We start from the raw sequence: 16,631 nt of genomic DNA on the forward strand, positions 1-16,631 counted from the left end.
GCTCACCTCGTTCCCGGCGGCCCGACCACCAGGACCGCCTGGTCGTCGCGGCGCACCCCGGCGTCCCGCAGCAGCGTGGCGGCGATCACCAGCGGCGGGCAGCCGAACAGCCCGGGGAAGTCGGCCGGCCCCCACCGGCCGGTGAGCCCGTCGGAGTGCATCACCACCACCCCGTCCGGCGGCAGCTCGTAGACGTGCTCGCGCAGCCCCCTGGCCTGCTGGCCGGCGATGCCGGGGACCGAGATCATGCCGCGGCGGCGGTCCCCGGACACGATCCACCCGGCCACGTTGCCCACCCCGGCGAACGTGACCAGGCCCGCCGGGGCGTCCACGGCGGCGACGGCGACCGCGCCGCCCCGGGTGTGGGCGATCCCGCGGTGGACGCGTTCCAGCAGGTCGGCGGGGCGCGCCGGGAGGGACTCGGCGCGGGCGACGCGGACCGCCTCGGCGGCGGCGCGGGCGGCCAGCGCACCGTGGCCGAGGCCGTCGCACAGCACCGCGTACACCACGTCCCCGACACGGCAGGCGGCGTAGGCGTCGCCGCACTCCTCCTCGCCGGTGATGGGGCGGAGCAGCCCGCTGTAGCGGGGCACGGCCGACCGGGGGCCGGGGGCCTGGAAGCGGGCGGTGAGCACGGTGCCGCGTCCCGGCAGGGAGTACAGCCCGGTGTGGTCGGCGATCCGGGTGATCGAGCCGAGCCCGACGCCGAGGGTGCCGGCCGAGGACCGCCCGTCGACCATCATGCCGGGCACGTCGGCGATGCCCGGCCCGGAGTCCACGCACACCATCTCCAGCGCGGTCCCCGGGCCGTCGCGGGTCACCCGCAGCAGCACCTCCCCCTGCCGGGCGTGCTTGTGCAGGTTGGAGACGCCCTCGGTGACGGCGAGCTGGACCCTGGCGATCCGGTCGGCGTCGAATCCGAGCCGCCGCGCCCACTCGGCGACCACGCGGCGCAGCCGGGCGGCGACGCTGCCGTCCTCCACCCGGGTCCACAGGTACTCGTCCTGGGCCGGGAAGGTGCTCCAGTCCACGCTCACCGGGTCCATTTGGTCACCGTGACCCGGGTTCCCCTGCCTGCGGCGGTCTGCAGGTCGAACTCGTCCACCAGCCGCCGCGCGCCCGGCAGGCCGAGCCCGAGGCCCTGCCCGCTGGACCAGCCGTCGGTCAGGGCCAGTTCCACGTCGGGGATGCCGGGCCCGGAGTCCTCGAACACCATGCGCACACCGGGCACGCCGGACGGGCCGGTCAGCCGCTCGATCCGGACCGTCCCCCCGCCGCCGTACCCGACGATGTTGCGGGCCAGCTCGCTGGCCGCGGTGACCAGCTTGGTCTGGTCCACCAGGGACATCCGGATGTCGCCGGCGACGGTGCGGACCACCTTGCGGATCTGCACGATGTCGTCGCTGGAGTCGATCCGGATCTCGTGCACGTCGGTCATCTGCGGTCCCGCACCTCCGGTGGGCCCTCCTCGAGCGAGTCCGCGCCCAGCAGCCGCAGCCCGGTCTCCAGGTCGAGCGCGGTCTGCACGCCGCCCAGCGACAGCCCCAGCTCCACCAGGGTGATCGCCACGGCGGGGCGCATGCCGACCACCACGGTGCGGGCGTCCAGCAGCCGGGACATCGCGGCGATCCCGGCGAACATCCGGCCGATGAACGAGTCGACGATCTCCACCGCGGTGATGTCGATGACCACGCCCCGCGCCCCGGTCCGCACGATCCGCTCGGCCAGGTCCTCCTGCAGCGCCAGCGCGGTGCGGTCCTGCAGGTCGGTCTGGATGGACACCAGCAGCACGTCGCCGACCTTGAGGATGGGCACCCGGTCCATCAGCCCGCCTCCCCGCGCACGATCCGCACGCCGCTGCGCGCCAGCAGGTACTCCAGCGCGTCGGCGAGGCTGGCCTTGCTGACGATGTCGCCGAACTCGATGCCCAGCGCCACCACGGTCTGGGCGATCTGCGGCCGGATCCCGGAGATCACGCACTCGGCGCCCATCAGCCGGGCGGCCATGATGGTCTTCATCAGGTGCTGGGCGACCTCGGTGTCCACCGCCGCCACCCCGGTGATGTCGATCACCGCGTACAGCGAGCCGGTGTCCACCAGCGTCTGCAGCAGCGTCTCCATCACCACCTGGGTGCGGGCCGAGTCGAGGGTGCCGACCAGCGGGACCGCCACGATCCCCTCCCACAGCTTCACCACCGGGGTGGACAGCTCCAGCAGTTGCTCGGCCTGGTCGGAGATGACCTGCTCGCGGGTGGCGACGTAGGTCTCGAACGTCAGCAGTCCCAGCTCGTCCATGGTGTGGGAGAAGGCGATGAGCTCCTCGGCCAGCCGCCGCCGGTCCGGGCCGTCCGCACGAACCAGCTCGTACACCACCTGTTTGAGGGCGAACACGCTGAAGGCGGTCTCGGTGGGGCTGAACGCCTGCCGGGCGCGGCGCCGCGACATCTCCGACAGCGTGGCCCGCAGCTCGCCGTGGGCGGTGCCGGCGTCCGCCCCGTCCAGCGTGCGCAGTAACAGGCCGAGCAGGTCGTCCAGCTCGCCGCGCAGCTCGACCTCCGTCAGCCGCCCCCGCAGCCCGGTCCCCGCCAGCTCCACCCAGCGGTCGAGTACCGCGTCCCGCCGCGCTCGCAGCAGTTCCACGATGTGCGCCTGTCCGCCGGGCTCCGTCGTCATCCCACCGCTCCCCGTGCTCGTCGTGCTCGTCCGAACGCCGGAGGCCGCCGCCTGCGGCCGCCGGCCGGGGCCGCACGGCTGACGCCCCCCGGCCGCCGGGTCCCTGGCCAGGACATACCCAGGTCACGGGGCCGAACCAGGTCGGACCGGATCATCGGCCCGGCGGCGGAGGGAGCGCCGAAACGGGCCACTCACGGGCGTGCAACGGTCCCGTAACAGCGGCGCGGCACAGTGAGGGGGTCTCACGGGAGGGGAACGTTCCGATGCCCTTGCTGCGCATCCGCACCCGCATCGAGGACAGGCCCGGCAGGCTGGCCGGGCTGACCGCGGCGCTGGCCGAGCACGGCGCCAACATCCTCGACCTGTCGGTCCAGGTGGACACCGACGGCGTGGTCGACGAGTTCGTGGTCGACGTGCGGCGGGGCGGGGCGTGGCCGCGGGAGCTGACCGCCGCGATCGAGGCGGCCGGCGGGCGCGACACGGTGGTGGTGCCGGCTCGCCCGCACGAGCTGATCGACGAGCCGACCCGGGCGCTGGCGCTGGCCGACCGGCTGCGGGCCGAGCCCCGGTCGCTGCCGGCGGTGCTGGCCGATCTGCTGCGCGCCGACTCGGCGGCCTGGGTGACCGGGGCCGCCGCGCTCCGCGAGCCGCGGACGGCGCGCCCGGACGGGGCGGGGCTGCCGTCGTTCGAGCTGATGGTGCCGGTCGGGCCGTTGCGGGCGGTGCGGCTGCGGCGGGACGGGCTGCCGTTCACCGCGACCGAGGCGGCCCGGGCGGACGCGATGGTGCGGGCGCTGCTGCCGGCCGACGGGCCACGGCCCACCTCGCGGCGGGTGCTGCTGCGCGACGGCACCGAGGTGGTGGTCCGGCCGCTGGAACGGCGGGACTACGCCCAGGTGCAGGCCATGCACGAGCGGTGCTCGCCGGAGACCCGCCGGGCCCGGTACTTCTCTCCCAAACCGGCGCTGCCGCGGCGGGCGCTGGACCTGTTCTGCGAGCCGGCGTACGGGCTCACGCTGGTGGCCGAGGGCCCGGACGGGTCCGTCCTGGCGCTGGCGCACCTGATGCACGTGCTGGAGCCGGGGGTGGCGGAGCTGGCGTTCCTGGTCGAGGACGCCTGGCAGGGCCGCGGGCTGGGCCGGGAGCTGACCGGCCTGATGCTGGTGCTGGGCCGTGACCGGGGGCTGGTGGAGCTGCGCGCCACCGTGCTGGCCGACAACGCCCGGATGCGGCGGCTGCTGACCAGGGCCGGCGGCCGGGTCCGGTACGCCGGGGACCCGGCGGTGGTGGAGCTGCGGGTCCGGGTGGACGGGCGCGCCGCGGACCGGGCGCCGCGGGCGGGATGACCGGCGGATCGGTGGCAGGATGGGCGGCGTGTCCCGCCGCCACACCGCAGACAACGCCGAGACGGCCGCCAACCCGATCTACGACAACCCGTGGGCCTACGACCTGGCCTGTGCGTTCCGGGACGTCCGGGCCGAGGTCGACGCGCTGCTGGGGTGGTGGCCCGGCCCGGGGGCGCCGGGTTCGGTGCTGGAGCTGGCGGCGGGCCCGGCCGAGCACGCCCGCGAGTTCGCCCGGCGGGGCGTCGCGGCGACCGCGCTGGACCTGAGCCCGGCGATGTGCGCGTACGCCGCGGAGCGCGCCGCGGCCGACGGGGTGCCGCTGGAGGTCGTCCGGGCCGACATGACGGACTTCGCGCTGGGCCGCCGGTTCGACCTGGTCGTGACGATGCTGGACTCGACCGCGCACCTGATGACGCTGGACGCGTTCGTGGCGCATCTGGACCGGGTGGCCGGGCATCTGGCCGACGGCGGCCGCTACGTGCTGGAGATGAGCCATCCGGCCGACCGGCTCACCGACGAGCCGTCCACCGGCGGCGCCTGGTCGGTGGAGCGCGACGGGGTGCGGGCCGACGTGCGGTGGGGCGCGCCCGGCGACCGGATCGACCCGATCACCCAGGTGGTGCGGGAGCACGTGACGATCACGGTGACCCGCCAGGACCGCGCCGAGGTGATCCGGGGCGTGGTGCCGTACCGGTTCTGGACGGCGACCGAGCTGACCGCGGCGGTGCGGCTGTCGGGGGCGCTGGAGATCGCCGCCCAGTACGGCGACTTCACCGGGATCGGCCCGGCCGATCCGGGCGCCTGGCGGCTGATCACGGTGCTGCGCCGGGCCGGCTAGCGGATCACGGCGGCCATCAGGCACACGTCGTCCTCCATCTGGTCGGCGCCGATCTCCTTGATGATGCGGTCGAGCCGGTCGTCCGGGGAGCCGTCGGCGCCGGCGGCGGCCGCCAGCAGCCGGGCGGTGGCGGTGTCGGGATCCATGTCGCGGCGGTCGATGATCCCGTCGGTGTAGAACAGCAGCAGGTCGTGGGGCTCCAGTGCGGTGACCGACACCGGGTACCGCGGATCCTCCAGCACTCCCAGCATCGGGCCCCCCTCGCCCTCCAGCAGCCGGGCCCGGCCCGCGCGGACCAGGATCGGCGGGGGATGCCCGGCGCGGCTCCAGCGCAGGGTCCGGTCCTCGGGCAGGAAGTGGCCGAGGACCGCGGTGCCGGTGCCGACCTCCCCGCTCGGCTCGGCGCGCACCAGTTCGTTCAGCCAGGTCATCAGCCGGCCGGGCTCGGCGCCGGTGTAGGCCAGGCCGGCCAGGCCCGCCCGCATCTGCGCCATCTGGGTGGCCGCCGCCAGCCCGTGCCCCATCGCGTCGCCGATCGCCAGCAGCACCCGCCCGTCCGGCAGCGGCCTGGCCTTGTGCCAGTCGCCGCCGATCCGTTCGGCGGTGTGGTAGCGGACGGCGACGTCCATGCCGGGGGCGCTGATGGCCGGGTCCCGCAGCGCCAGGATCACCTGCCGCAGCCGCGCGGCGAACCGGCGTTCCTCCTCGGCGCGCCGGTTCTCCTCCAGCAGCCGCTGGTGGGTGGCCGCCAGCACCCGCTCCTGGCGGCGGCGGTCGGTGACGTCCTGGGCCAGGAAGCGCACCGCCACCGGCCGGGCGTCGGAGTCCAGCACGGGCTCCAGCATCATGTGCACGTGCCGGACGCCGCTGCGCTGCCGGATCCGGAACTCGGTGTCCACCGCCTCCCGGTACTCGAACAGCGTCCGGACGGCCTCCTCCATGGCCGGCAGGTCCTCCGGCAGCAGCAGGCCGGGCATCTCCTCGAGCCGGGTGGGGCCCTCCTCCGGGGTCCGGCCGAAGATGTCGTACATCCGGCGGGTCCACTCGACCTCGTTGGTGAACAGGTTCCACTCGCCCCAGCCCAGGCCGGCCAGCCGTTCGCTCTGCTCCCAGCGCGCCAGCAGCCGTTCCTCCTCGGCCGTGTCGCTCCAGGTGAGCAGCAGCCCCGGCCCGGCGCGCGCGGCCCGCAGGACGACCGAGACCGGCTCCAGGCCGCGCGGGCTGATGGTCACCTGCTCGAACGGCCCCCGGGCGAACGGCTCGCCCGTCTCGAAGGCCCGGATGTACTGCCCGAGCAACCCGCTGGTCAGGACCTGCGGATAGGCGTCCTGCAGCCGCCGGCCGACCGCCTGCCGGGCGGGTTCGCCGAGCCGGGACTCGACGGTGTCGTTGATCCGGACGATCACGAAGTCGTTGATCCGGCCGCCGGAGTACAGCGGCATCGCGTAGAGGGCGTTGCCGTGGATGCCGGCGAGCACGTCGTCGACCCACTCGGGCGGTTCGGGCGGCTCGGGGATCGGTTCGGGCTGGACCGTCCCGCTCCCGGGGAGCTCGTGCGGGGGACGGCGCAGGTACTTGGCCGGGTCGAAGGAGGCGGGGCCGGGCCGGTGCGCGGATCCGATCGGCGGCCGGCCGCCCACCAGCGCCTCGGCGGCCTCGCCCATGGAGATCCCGAACTCCTGGGCGAGCGCGCCCAGGTGCCGGTAGGCGTCGGCCAGCGTGACCTGGAAGCGGGCGGCGATCGCATAGGCGCCCTGCTCGACGAGCGCGCGCTCGTGCGCGTCTTCGGCGTCACCGAGGTGGGCCGCCAAGCCCTCTCCCTTTCGCCTCACCCCGCATCGTCACCCCTGTGCGCGTTCCCGCTGGTGACGGCGGTAAACGGGCCGCCGTCACCGGCGGGCGGCCGGGGAACGGCTCAGGGGGCGGGCGCCCAGCCCGGCATGGGGAACGCCGCCATCAGCTCGGCGACCTCGGCGGCGATGCGGTCCAGGGCGGCCTCGTCCTGCTTGGCCGCCGCCTGCACGGCCCGGTCGATCCACTCGGCCAGCCGCGGCATGTGCTCGGCGGTCAGGCCGCGGGTGGTGACGGCGGCGGTGCCCAGCCGCAGCCCGGACGGGTCGAACGGCTTGCGCGGGTCGAACGGGACGGTGTTGTGGTTCAGCTCGATGCCCGCCCGGTCCAGCGCCTGCGCGGCGGGCTTGCCCGGCACGCCCTTGCCGGTGAGGTCGATGAGGATCAGGTGGTTGTCGGTGCCGCCGGACACCAGGTCGAAGCCGCGTTCGGCGAGCGCGGCGGCCAGCGCGGCGGCGTTGGCCACCACCTGGCGGGCGTAGCCGGCGAAGTCGGGGGCGGCGGCCTCCTTGAGCGCCACCGCGATCGCGGCGGTGGTGTGGTTGTGCGGGCCGCCCTGCAGGCCGGGGAAGACCGCCTTGTCCACGGCCGAGGCGTGCTCGGCGGTGGACATGATCATGGCGCCGCGCGGGCCGCGCAGCGTCTTGTGGGTGGTGGTGGTGATCACGTCGGCGTGGCCGACCGGGGACGGGTGGGCGCCGCCGGCGATCAGCCCGGCGATGTGCGAGATGTCGGCGGCCAGGACCGCGCCGACCTCCCGGGCGATCTCGGCGAACGCCGGGAAGTCGATGGTGCGCGGGACGGCCGTGCCGCCGCACCAGATGATCTTCGGGCGTTCCCGGCGGGCCAGGTCGCGGACCTCGTCCATGTCGATCCGGCCGTCCTCGGCGCGCACCCCGTACCGGACCGGGTTGAACCACCTGCCGGTGGCCGAGACCGACCAGCCGTGGGTCAGGTGGCCGCCCATCGGCAGGGACATCCCCAGCACGGTGTCGCCGGGCCGGGCGAACGCCAGGTAGACGGCCAGGTTGGCGGGCGAGCCGGAGTACGGCTGGACGTTGGCGTGCTCGACGCCGAACAGGTCCCTGGCCCGCTGCGCGGCCAGGGTCTCGATCGGGTCGACGTTCTGCTGGCCCTCGTAGTAGCGGCGGCCGGGATAGCCCTCGGAGTACTTGTTGGTGAGCACCGACCCGGTGGCCTCCAGGACGGCGGGCGAGACGTAGTTCTCCGAGGCGATCAGCCGGGCCTTGGCGAACTGGCGGCGGGCCTCGGCCTCCACGAGCGCGGCCAGGTCGGGGTCGGCGGCGTGCAGGTGCCCGATGGGCGGCTGGTGCATGTGTCCTCCGTGCGGGTCGCGCCGGAGGCCCGTGCGGTGCGGAAGGGTGCACGAGCCCCCGGCAGGGGCCCGTACGCCCAGGCGCGCGGCGTGCGGACGGTTCGCTCCCCGGTGGTCGATCCCACCTTGTGTGCGCCAGTCACGTGCGGCCCATCGTAGCGGACACGTTCTTGCAGAAATTACGTAGATTCGTAATAGTGGAGGAGAACTCGAACCGCAGGAGGCTTCCATGACCGGCTCGCTCCCCCGCCACATCGCACGGGTCCGGATGCCACTGCTGGTCGCCGGGCTCGCCCTGGCGTTCAGCACGCTGTTCCACGACGCCGACTGGCTCGGCTCGATCGGGATGGCGGTGGTCCTGGGCATGCTGGTGCTGTTCTTCGTGCCGCTCGGGCAGGTACGCCGCGAGCCCGTCGGGGTCCACCCGCCGGTGACGGGCCGGTGGATGGCGGTCAACAGCCCGGCCGACAAGACCCCCAGCCACGGCACCCACGAGTTCGGCCAGACCTACGCCGTCGACCTGGTGCACCGTCCCGACGACGGCTCCGGCTGGAAGGCGGTGCGGGGAGCCTGGCCGGTGGCGCGGCGGCCCGAGGCGTTCCCCTCGTTCGGCCGGCCGATCCTGGCCCCCGCCGACGCGGTGGTGGTACGGGCCGTGGACGGGCAGCGCGACCACTGGAGCCGCGACTCCTGGCCGGGCGTGATCTACCTGTTCCTCGTCGAGGGCATCGTGCGCGGCCTCGCCGCCGCCTTCAGCCCGCGCTTCCTGCTCGGCAACCACGTCGTCCTGGACCTCGGCGACGGGGTGTACGCGGCCCTGGCCCACCTGCGGCGCGGCTCGGTGCGGGTGCGGCCCGGGCAGCGGGTCGCGGCGGGCGAGCCGATCGCCGAGTGCGGCAACTCCGGCAACTCCTCCGAGCCGCACCTGCACTTCCAGCTCATGGACTCCCCCAGGGCGGCGACCTCCCTGGGGCTGCCGTTCGCCTTCGCATTCCGCGCCGACGGCGCCGAGCACTACGGTGTGCCGAAGAACATGCAGGTGTTCACCACCGCCACGAGCATCGGCGCGAGCATCAAGGAGCACGGTTGACCGAGCCCTCGACCGACGGCGACCCCTCGCTCGCCGAACGGGTGGCCCGGCTGGAGGCCCGCGTCGCCGAGCTGGAACGCGCCCGCCCCGCCGAGGGCGAGGCCGTCCCGGACGCCGGGACGTTCTGGGCCCTGGAGGGGCTCAAGGAACGCACCGGCGAGCCCGGCGGCCGGGTGCTGTTCACCGGCGCGGTGACGCTGCCCGGCGGCGAGCACTTCGAGTGGCAGCAGGAGTTCACGGCGGAGCACCTGCTGGACCGGGACTGGGGCGAGGCCGCCGCGGCGGTGGCCGCTTTGGGCCATCCGATCCGGCTGCTGCTGCTCCGCGAGATCCTGCACGGCGCCCGCACCGTCGCCGAGCTCGGCGCGCACGAACGGCTCGGCACGTCCGGGCAGCTCTACCACCATCTCCGCCAGCTGGTCGCGGCCGGATGGCTGCGCACCACGGCCCGCGGGCAGTACGCCGTCCCGGGCGAACGCGTCGTCCCGCTCCTGGTGGTGCTGGCCGCCGCACAGCGCTGAAAAGCCGCCCATCCGGCCGCCGGGGGGCGCATCCGGTCAGGGAGGGCTTATAGGGTCGCTTGGGACATGGGAGCGGCACACGCGAACGGGACCGCCGCGCGTCTGGCTTGGCTGGACGCGCTGCGCGGGCTGGCCGCCATGGCGGTGGCCTTCCACCACGCCACCTACCACTACACCCCGGACCTGCGCGCCCGGCTGACGGCCTGGTTCGACCCGGGCATGTACGGGGTCCTGGTCTTCTTCCTGGTCAGCGGGTACATCATCCCGGCCTCGCTGGAACGGTCGGGCTCGCTGCCGCGGTTCTGGGTGGGCCGGGCGTTCCGGATCTACCCGCTGCTGCTGTTCGCGCTGGCCGCGATCACGGCGATCGCCGCCGCCGGGCTGTGGCCGCTGCGCGACGGCCTGGGCGACATGAACGGCTGGGTGGCCGCGCTCGCCCACCTGACCATGCTGCAGGACCTGCTGGCGGTGCCCAACGCGCTGAACGTGCTGTGGACGCTGTCCTACGAGATGGTGTTCTACCTGCTGGTCGCGGCGCTGTTCGCGGTGGGCCTGCACCGCCGTTCGGCGGGGGTGGCGGCGGGACTGGCCACCGCCGCCGGGGCGGCCGTGGTGCTCGGCGGGCTGCCGTCGGCCGGTGCGCTGGCCCGCGCCGCCGGGACCGCCCCGGTCGTCACCGTCACCGCGCTGGTGCTGGCCGCCGCGATCGGCTGCGCGTTCTCCGGCCGCCCGGCGGTGCGGACCGCGGGCACCGTGCTGGGCGGGGTGCTGGCCGCCGTGCTGCTGACCGCCAACGGCCGGGTGCCGCTGTGGGAGGGCCTGGTCATCCTGGCGGTGATGTTCACCGGCACCGCGATCTACCGCGCCGAGCACCGGCAGATCGGCGTGGGGGCCGCGGCGGCCGGCGGCGGGCTGGTGCTGGCGGTCGCCGTGGCCGCCGGGCTCTGGCACATGGGCGGCTGGAACCTGCCCGCCGACCAGGTGCTCGGGCTGCGCCGCGCGTGGGCGTCCGCGGTGCTGCTGGCGGCCGTCACGTTCGCGGTGGGGATGGCGCTGCGGCACCGCCGGATGCCCCGCTGGCTCACCGGCCTGGGCGTGATCAGCTACTCGGTCTACCTGCTGCACCCGGTGCTGCTGGTGACCGCGGACGCGGTGTTCGGGCGGCCGGGCTCCGACGCCCCGCTGTGGCTGGCGGTGTTCCTGGCGGCGCTCGTTCCGGCCAGCCTGCTCACCCAGCGGACGGTGGAGGAACCGGCCCGCCGCCTCGGCCGCAGGCTGGCCCGCCGGCTGCCGGCCCGATCCCACCACGACGCCAGGGACGACACGCCCGCCGCGCCCCGGCGGACCGTCGCCCGACGATAGCCCCGGACGGCGAACGGCCCGGGCCCCGTCGCGGAACGGGAACCCGGGCCGTGCCGTCCGGTCGCTCAGCCCCGGCCGGCCGACTCCATCGCGGCCTTCACCGCGGCGCGCTTCTCCCGCAGCTTGGCCAGCGCCTCCTCGAGGATGGCCCGCCCGTCCTCGTCGCTGCGCCGCTCCTTGACGTACGCCAGGTGCGTCTTGTACGGCTCGGTCTTGGGCGGGGCCGGCGGGTTGTCGGGGTCCTTGCCCGCCGGGAAACCGCAACGGGGGCAGTCCCACGTGTCGGGGATCGCCACGTCGGTGGCGAAGCTGGGCCGGGTCTCGTGCCGGTTGGCACAGTAGAAGCTGACCCAGACCCGGGGCGCGGCGTCCCCGCGCTCGGCCTCTCCCATCGGGCCGGCCCCGACCCGGCTGCCCCGAATGGCGTTGCCACTACCCACGGACTACTCCTCGATTCATCGGCCGCCGCCCCCGAGCGGGACAACGGCGGCTGCGTACTACCTGGGGGGTGACCCGGCTCAGCCGGCGCCGTTGGACTTCAGCAGCAGGCCGAGGACGATGATCGACGCGAACCAGATGATCCCGGTGCCGATCGTCAGCCGGTCGAGGTTGCGCTCGACCACGGAGGATCCGCCCAGGGACGAGGAGATGCCGCCGCCGAACATGTCGGACAGCCCCCCGCCCTTGCCCTTGTGCATCAGGACGAGCAGGACCATCAGCAGGCTGGTGACGATCAGGACGATCGAGGTTCCAAGGATCACGGTTGTTCAGCGCCTTCTCTGGCCGGCCCCGCGGCGCGGGGCGCTGGTCGACAACGGCTGACGGAGCCGGGCGGTTTACCCGTCAGATATCGAGGGTACGACGAAGTGACCGCTGGTTCAGCAAGAACCCCGCCACGCACCGGCGTGTCACCTCGTTTTCGTGCAGGCCGATCAGACCGGCAGGTCCCGGTATCGGCAGATCTTGACGAACTCGCCGGCGTCCAGGCTGGCCCCGCCCACCAGCGCGCCGTCCACGTCCGGCTGGGCCATGATCCCGGCGATGTTGTCGCCCTTGACCGACCCGCCGTACTGGATGCGGACCCCGGCGGCCAGCTCCTCGTCGTACAGCTCGGCCAGCCGCCCGCGGATCGCCGCGCAGACCTCCTGCGCGTCGGCCGGGGTGGCGACCTCGCCGGTGCCGATCGCCCACACCGGCTCGTAGGCGATCACGATGGACCGGGCCTGGTCGGCGGGGATCTTCTCCAGCGCCCCGTCGACCTGGGCCAGGGTGTGCTCGACGTGCCGCCCGGCCTTGCGCACCTCCAGGCCCTCCCCCACGCACAGGATGGGGGTCAGCTCGTTGGCGTACGCCGCCTTGATCTTGGCGTTGACCAGGGCGTCGTCCTCGCGGTGGTACTGGCGCCGCTCGGAGTGCCCGATCACCGCGTAGGTGCAGCCCAGCTTGTTCAGCATCGCGCCGGACACCTCGCCGGTGTAGGCGCCCGAGGCGTGCGCGGACACGTCCTGCGCGCCGTAGCGGATGTCCAGCTTGTCGGCGTCCACCAGCGTCTGCACCGAGCGGAGCGCGGTGAACGGCGGCAGCACCACCACCTCGACGGCCTCGTAGTCGGCCTCCTTGAGCGCGAACGCCAGCTTCTGCACCAGCGCCATCGCCTCGAAGTGGGTGTTGTTCATCTTCCAGTTGCCGGCGATGATCGGCTTACGGGAAGGGGTCTTGGCGGGGGCCATGCTCGTTCAGTCCTCCAGTGCCGACAGGCCGGGCAGCGTCTTGCCTTCCAGGTACTCCAGGCTCGCTCCGCCGCCGGTCGAGATGTGCGAGAAGGCGGCCTCGTCGAAGCCGAGGGTGCGCACCGCCGCGGCCGAGTCGCCGCCGCCGACCACGGTGAACGCGCCGGAGTCGATCAGGCCCTGGGCGATGGCGCGGGTGCCGTGCGAGAACGGCTCCATCTCGAACACGCCCATCGGGCCGTTCCAGAACACCGTCCTCGCCCCGGCCAGCCGCTCGGCGAACAGCCGCCCGGAGGCGGGGCCGATGTCCAGGCCCATCCGGTCGGCGGGGATCGCGTCGGCGGGGACCACGTCGTGGTCGGCGTCGGCGGCGAACGCGGTGGCCGCCACGATGTCGACCGGCAGCACGAACTCCACCCCGGCCTTCTCGGCCCGGGCCAGGTACTCGGTGACGGTGTCGAGCTGGTCCTCCTCCAGCAGGCTCCTGCCGACCTCGTGGCCCTGGGCCTTCAGGAAGGTGAAGACCATGCCGCCGCCGATGAGGATCCGGTCGGCCTTGCCCAGCAGGTTGTCGATGACGCCGAGCTTGTCGGAGACCTTGGAGCCGCCGAGCACCACCGCGTACGGGCGCTCGACGTTCTCGGTGAGCCGCTTGAGCACGCCGACCTCGGTGGCGATCAGGCCGCCGGCGGCGTGCGGCAGGCGCCGCGGGACGTCGTAGACGCTGGCGTGCTTGCGGTGCACCGCCCCGAACCCGTCGCCCACGTACAGCTCGGCGAGGGCGGCGAGCCGGTCGGCGAACGCGCCGCGCTCGGCGTCGTCCTTGCTGGTCTCGCCCGGCTCGAAGCGCAGGTTCTCCAGCAGCGCGACCTGGCCGTCGGCCAGCTGCCCGGCGATCCGGGACGCGGACTCGCCGACCACGTCGGAGGCGAACGCGACCTCGGTGCCGAGCAGCTCGCCGAGCCGCCGGGCGACCGGGGCCAGCGAGAACTCGGGCTTCACCTCGCCCTTGGGACGGCCCAGATGGGCGCAGACGATGACCTTGGCGCCGCGCTCGCGCAGCGCGTCGATGGTCGGCAGGCTGGCCCGGATCCGGCCGTCGTCGGTGATGCGGCGAGTCACTGCGGGGGGACGACCCCCCGCACCCCCCGATTCGGGGACAGCGTCACTCGCTGCGCTCGCTCCGCCGTCGTCGAGCGGGACGTTCAGGTCCGCGCGGACGAGCACCCGCTTCCCGCGTACGTCGAGATCGTCAATGGTGCGCAATCGATGTCCTTCCACTCATGGCGGGACTCGGCTCCCTCGTGGCGGCGGCGGACGCGCCGCCGCCCGTCATACAAGGACCGCCGTGACCGCGCGGCGGCGCGGTCACGGCGGGGGAGCGGGTCTTCAGAGCTGGGAACCGACGAGCTTGACCAGGTCCACCAGGCGGTTGGAGTAGCCCCACTCGTTGTCGTACCAGCCGACGACCTTGACCTGGTCGCCGATCACCTTGGTGAGGCCGGCGTCGAAGATGCAGGAGGCCGGGTCGGTGACGATGTCGGCGGACACGATCGGGTCCTCGGTGTAGGTGAGGATGCCGCGCAGCGGGCCCTCGGCGGCCTCCTTGATCGCCGCGTTGACCTCCTCGACGGTGGTCTCGCGGGCCAGCGTGACGGTCAGGTCGGTGGCCGAGCCGGTGGGGATCGGCACGCGCAGCGCGTACCCGTCCAGCTTGCCCTTCAGGTCCGGCAGCACCAGCCCGATCGCCTTGGCGGCGCCGGTGGAGGTCGGCACGATGTTCAGGGCGGCGGCGCGGGCGCGGCGCAGGTCCTTGTGCGGCCCGTCCTGCAGGTTCTGGTCCTGCGTGTAGGCGTGGATGGTGGTCATCAGGCCGCGCTCGATGCCGAACGTGTCGTGCAGCACCTTGGCCATCGGCGCCAGGCAGTTGGTGGTGCAGGACGCGTTGGAGATGATGGTGTGGTTGGCGGGGTCGTACTGCTCGTGGTTGACCCCCATCACCACGGTGACGTCCTCGTTCTTGGCCGGCGCCGAGATGATGACCTTCTTGGCCCCGTTGTCGGCGTGCACCCTGGCCTTGGTGGCGTCGGTGAACAGCCCGGTGGACTCGACCACGACGTCCACGCCGAGGTCGCCCCACTTGAGGTTGTTCGGGTCGCGCTCGGCGAACGCCTTGATGGCGCGGCCGCCGACCACGATCTCGTCCGCGCTCGCCTTCACCTCCTCGCCCAGCCGGCCGAGGATGCTGTCGTACTTCAGCAGGTGGGCGAGGGTGGCGTTGTCGGTCAGGTCGTTGACCGCCACGACCTCGACGTCGGCCCCGCCGGCCAGCAGGGCGCGGTAGAAGTTCCGGCCGATCCGGCCGAACCCGTTGATGCCTACGCGGATGGTCACCGAACCGCTCTCCTCGTACCTCGTCCCGCCCGGTGTCGTCCGGGCCTGGCAGCACTACGTCTCTTGGGGCGGATCCTCGGGATCCACCTCTTGCGACCCTATCCAATCCCCTCGCCGAGCCCCGACACCGCCCAAGGGTGAAGCCGAGGGTGAGCCGCCCTCACTCCCACGAGGGAGAGGGACCGCTCTCACCGGATTGGTCTAAACCATTGTGGTCTAGACCAATCAGTAACTCCAGCTTTTCCCGATCCCGCCCTCACCATTCACCCCGAAGCCCACCGTCCCGGTCCCGAGCCCCTGCACCCGAGGGCGCCCGAGACCCTGCACCCGAGGACCCTGAAGGCCACCGCGAGCGGGCCCGTGTGGCCGTAAGGGAGGAGGCTTTCAAGATCGCGAGGAACGAGCGATCTTGAAAACGACGACCGCACGGCCACGCGTCAAAAGGCCCGCGAGCCGCCGCGGCTTCGCCGCGGCCGAAATCAGGGCGCCAGCATGTCGGCGGTCAGGTTGGCCTCGGTGCCGGGGATGCCGGCCTCGCTGGCGCGCTTGTCGGCCATGGCCAGCAGGCGGCGGATGCGGCCGGCGATGGCGTCCTTGGTCAGCGGCGGGTCGGCGAGCTGGCCGAGCTCCTCCAGGGAGGCCTGCTTGTGCTCCAGGCGGAGCTTGCCGGCGGCCACCAGGTGCTCGGGCGCGTCGTCGCCGAGGATCTCCAGGGCGCGGGCGACGCGGGCGCCGGCCGCCACGGCGGCGCGGGCGGACCGGCGCAGGTTGGCGTCGTCGAAGTTGGCCAGCCGGTTGGCGGTGGCCCGGACCTCGCGGCGCATCCGGCGTTCCTCCCAGGCCAGCACGCTGTCGTGGGCGCCCAGCCGGGTGAGCAGCGCGCTGATGGCGTCGCCGTCGCGGACCACCACCCGGTCCACGCCGCGCACCTCGCGGGCCTTGGCCGGCACCTTGAGCCGGCGGGCGGCGCCGACCAGCGCCAGCGCGGCCTCCGGGCCGGGGCAGGTGACCTCCAGCGACATGGAACGGCCGGGTTCGGTGAGGGAGCCGTGCGCCAGGAACGCCCCCCGCCAGGCCGACTCGGCGTCACAGGCCGCGCCCGCCACCACGTGCCGCGGCAGCCCCCGCACCGGGCGGCCGTGGTTGTCGATCAGGCCGGTCTGCCGAGCCAGCGACTCGCCCTCGCGGAACACCCGCACCACGTACCGGTTGCCCTTGCGCAGCCCACTGGGGGCGAGCACCACCACGTCGGAGGTGTGCCCGAACACCTCCGCGATGTCCTTGCGCAACCGGCGGGCGGCGGCACCGGTGTCGAGCTCGGCCTCGATCACGATCCGGCCGCTCACCAGATGCAGCCCGCCGGCGAACCGCAGCAGCGTCGACACCTCGGCCTTGCGGCAGCAGGGCTTCATGATCGACAGCCTGCTCAGCTCGTCCTTCACCACGCCGGTCATCGCCATAGACGAATACCTCCCCCTCGTGAACCCGTCC

Annotated in this window: 17 protein-coding genes and 1 riboswitch; of the genes, 5 read left to right on the forward strand and 12 right to left on the reverse strand. The window is 73.8% G+C overall.

The features are described 5' to 3' along the window. Positions 1-2: 2 nt before the first annotated feature. From HNR21_RS25215 to HNR21_RS25230, 4 genes are read right to left on the reverse strand one after another with little or no spacing between them, the layout of a single operon-like run. The gene (locus tag HNR21_RS25215) at positions 3-1,046 is read right to left on the reverse strand and encodes an anti-sigma regulatory factor (protein WP_182707161.1); all 1,044 of its coding nucleotides are present in this window, start codon (positions 1,044-1,046) and stop codon (positions 3-5) included. Then, positions 1,034-1,438, reverse strand: coding sequence for an anti-sigma regulatory factor (locus HNR21_RS25220; RefSeq protein ID WP_119730701.1), 405 nt, complete (start codon positions 1,436-1,438; stop codon positions 1,034-1,036). Before HNR21_RS25220 ends, HNR21_RS25215 begins: the two co-directional genes overlap by 13 nt. Next, positions 1,435-1,824: an STAS domain-containing protein gene (locus HNR21_RS25225; protein WP_182707162.1), complete on the reverse strand. Its 390-nt coding sequence runs from the start codon at positions 1,822-1,824 to the stop codon at positions 1,435-1,437. Before HNR21_RS25225 ends, HNR21_RS25220 begins: the two co-directional genes overlap by 4 nt. After that, positions 1,824-2,672 carry an STAS domain-containing protein gene (locus HNR21_RS25230; protein ID WP_119730703.1) on the reverse strand — a complete coding sequence of 283 codons (849 nt, stop codon included), beginning with the start codon at positions 2,670-2,672 and terminating at the stop codon, positions 1,824-1,826. Before HNR21_RS25230 ends, HNR21_RS25225 begins: the two co-directional genes overlap by 1 nt. 263 nt (positions 2,673-2,935) lie before the next feature. Here HNR21_RS25230 and HNR21_RS25235 point away from each other — a divergent pair, with 263 nt between their 5' ends. Together HNR21_RS25235 and HNR21_RS25240 are read left to right on the forward strand one after the other, a co-directional pair. Next, entirely contained in the window at positions 2,936-4,018 is a 1,083-nt protein-coding gene (locus HNR21_RS25235; RefSeq protein ID WP_182707163.1) for a GNAT family N-acetyltransferase, read from the forward strand. 28 nt (positions 4,019-4,046) lie between these two features. Further along, a complete protein-coding gene (locus HNR21_RS25240) occupies positions 4,047-4,856 on the forward strand; it encodes a class I SAM-dependent methyltransferase (protein ID WP_312881253.1) in 810 nt (269 codons plus the stop codon). Here the strand turns inward: HNR21_RS25240 and HNR21_RS25245 are convergent. Beyond that, complete coding sequence (locus tag HNR21_RS25245) at positions 4,853-6,667, reverse strand: SpoIIE family protein phosphatase (protein ID WP_182707165.1); 1,815 nt, start codon at positions 6,665-6,667, stop codon at positions 4,853-4,855. The two genes, HNR21_RS25240 and HNR21_RS25245, sit on opposite strands and share 4 nt — an antisense overlap. A gap of 104 nt (positions 6,668-6,771) precedes the next feature. Continuing rightward, positions 6,772-8,043 carry a serine hydroxymethyltransferase gene (gene glyA, locus HNR21_RS25250; protein WP_182707166.1) on the reverse strand — a complete coding sequence of 424 codons (1,272 nt, stop codon included), beginning with the start codon at positions 8,041-8,043 and terminating at the stop codon, positions 6,772-6,774. Between the two features lie 68 nt (positions 8,044-8,111). Continuing rightward, a riboswitch (ZMP/ZTP riboswitch) is annotated at positions 8,112-8,196 on the reverse strand. A 76-nt stretch (positions 8,197-8,272) separates the two neighbouring features. Between glyA and HNR21_RS25255 the strand changes: the two genes are divergently transcribed. From HNR21_RS25255 to HNR21_RS25265, 3 genes are all read left to right on the forward strand, one after another. Next, the gene (locus tag HNR21_RS25255) at positions 8,273-9,133 is read left to right on the forward strand and encodes a M23 family metallopeptidase (RefSeq protein ID WP_182707167.1); all 861 of its coding nucleotides are present in this window, start codon (positions 8,273-8,275) and stop codon (positions 9,131-9,133) included. Next, on the forward strand, positions 9,130-9,654 hold the full coding sequence (locus tag HNR21_RS25260) for a helix-turn-helix domain-containing protein (protein WP_182707168.1): 525 nt from the start codon (positions 9,130-9,132) through the stop codon (positions 9,652-9,654). Before HNR21_RS25255 ends, HNR21_RS25260 begins: the two co-directional genes overlap by 4 nt. A gap of 66 nt (positions 9,655-9,720) precedes the next feature. Then, positions 9,721-11,016, forward strand: coding sequence for an acyltransferase family protein (locus HNR21_RS25265; RefSeq protein ID WP_182707169.1), 1,296 nt, complete (start codon positions 9,721-9,723; stop codon positions 11,014-11,016). Between the two features lie 65 nt (positions 11,017-11,081). On the opposite strand, the gene HNR21_RS25270 is transcribed toward HNR21_RS25265, so the two are convergent. The 6 genes from HNR21_RS25270 to whiA all read right to left on the reverse strand — a co-directional run bounded on the left by HNR21_RS25270 (position 11,082) and on the right by whiA (position 16,600). Then, positions 11,082-11,456: an RNA polymerase-binding protein RbpA gene (locus HNR21_RS25270; protein WP_119730710.1), complete on the reverse strand. Its 375-nt coding sequence runs from the start codon at positions 11,454-11,456 to the stop codon at positions 11,082-11,084. A gap of 78 nt (positions 11,457-11,534) precedes the next feature. Further along, on the reverse strand, positions 11,535-11,777 hold the full coding sequence (gene secG, locus HNR21_RS25275) for a preprotein translocase subunit SecG (RefSeq protein ID WP_119730711.1): 243 nt from the start codon (positions 11,775-11,777) through the stop codon (positions 11,535-11,537). A gap of 171 nt (positions 11,778-11,948) precedes the next feature. Further along, a complete protein-coding gene (tpiA, locus tag HNR21_RS25280) occupies positions 11,949-12,746 on the reverse strand; it encodes a triose-phosphate isomerase (protein ID WP_182707170.1) in 798 nt (265 codons plus the stop codon). A gap of 6 nt (positions 12,747-12,752) precedes the next feature. Then, on the reverse strand, positions 12,753-14,012 hold the full coding sequence (locus HNR21_RS25285) for a phosphoglycerate kinase (RefSeq protein ID WP_182707171.1): 1,260 nt from the start codon (positions 14,010-14,012) through the stop codon (positions 12,753-12,755). A 123-nt stretch (positions 14,013-14,135) separates the two neighbouring features. Beyond that, entirely contained in the window at positions 14,136-15,140 is a 1,005-nt protein-coding gene (gene gap / locus HNR21_RS25290) for a type I glyceraldehyde-3-phosphate dehydrogenase (RefSeq protein WP_182707172.1), read from the reverse strand. Positions 15,141-15,619: 479 nt separating this feature from the next. Then, the gene (gene whiA, locus HNR21_RS25295) at positions 15,620-16,600 is read right to left on the reverse strand and encodes a DNA-binding protein WhiA (protein ID WP_119730715.1); all 981 of its coding nucleotides are present in this window, start codon (positions 16,598-16,600) and stop codon (positions 15,620-15,622) included. Positions 16,601-16,631 lie beyond the last annotated feature (31 nt).

It is taken from the genome of Thermomonospora cellulosilytica (genome assembly GCF_014138835.1).
Lineage (GTDB): Bacteria > Actinomycetota > Actinomycetes > Streptosporangiales > Streptosporangiaceae > Thermomonospora > Thermomonospora amylolytica.

What these genes read in the sequence shown, in the direction of transcription:
- HNR21_RS25220 (WP_119730701.1), bottom strand. Translation starts at nt 1,438, where the DNA reads ATGACCGACGTGCACGAGATCCGGATCGACTCCAGCGACGACATCGTG.
- HNR21_RS25215 (WP_182707161.1), bottom strand. Translation starts at nt 1,046, where the DNA reads ATGGACCCGGTGAGCGTGGACTGGAGCACCTTCCCGGCCCAGGACGAG.
- HNR21_RS25255 (WP_182707167.1), top strand. Translation starts at nt 8,273, where the DNA reads ATGACCGGCTCGCTCCCCCGCCACATCGCACGGGTCCGGATGCCACTG.
- HNR21_RS25265 (WP_182707169.1), top strand. Translation starts at nt 9,721, where the DNA reads ATGGGAGCGGCACACGCGAACGGGACCGCCGCGCGTCTGGCTTGGCTG.
- HNR21_RS25230 (WP_119730703.1), bottom strand. Translation starts at nt 2,672, where the DNA reads ATGACGACGGAGCCCGGCGGACAGGCGCACATCGTGGAACTGCTGCGA.
- HNR21_RS25225 (WP_182707162.1), bottom strand. Translation starts at nt 1,824, where the DNA reads ATGGACCGGGTGCCCATCCTCAAGGTCGGCGACGTGCTGCTGGTGTCC.
- glyA (WP_182707166.1), bottom strand. Translation starts at nt 8,043, where the DNA reads ATGCACCAGCCGCCCATCGGGCACCTGCACGCCGCCGACCCCGACCTG.
- tpiA (WP_182707170.1), bottom strand. Translation starts at nt 12,746, where the DNA reads ATGGCCCCCGCCAAGACCCCTTCCCGTAAGCCGATCATCGCCGGCAAC.
- whiA (WP_119730715.1), bottom strand. Translation starts at nt 16,600, where the DNA reads ATGGCGATGACCGGCGTGGTGAAGGACGAGCTGAGCAGGCTGTCGATC.
- HNR21_RS25235 (WP_182707163.1), top strand. Translation starts at nt 2,936, where the DNA reads ATGCCCTTGCTGCGCATCCGCACCCGCATCGAGGACAGGCCCGGCAGG.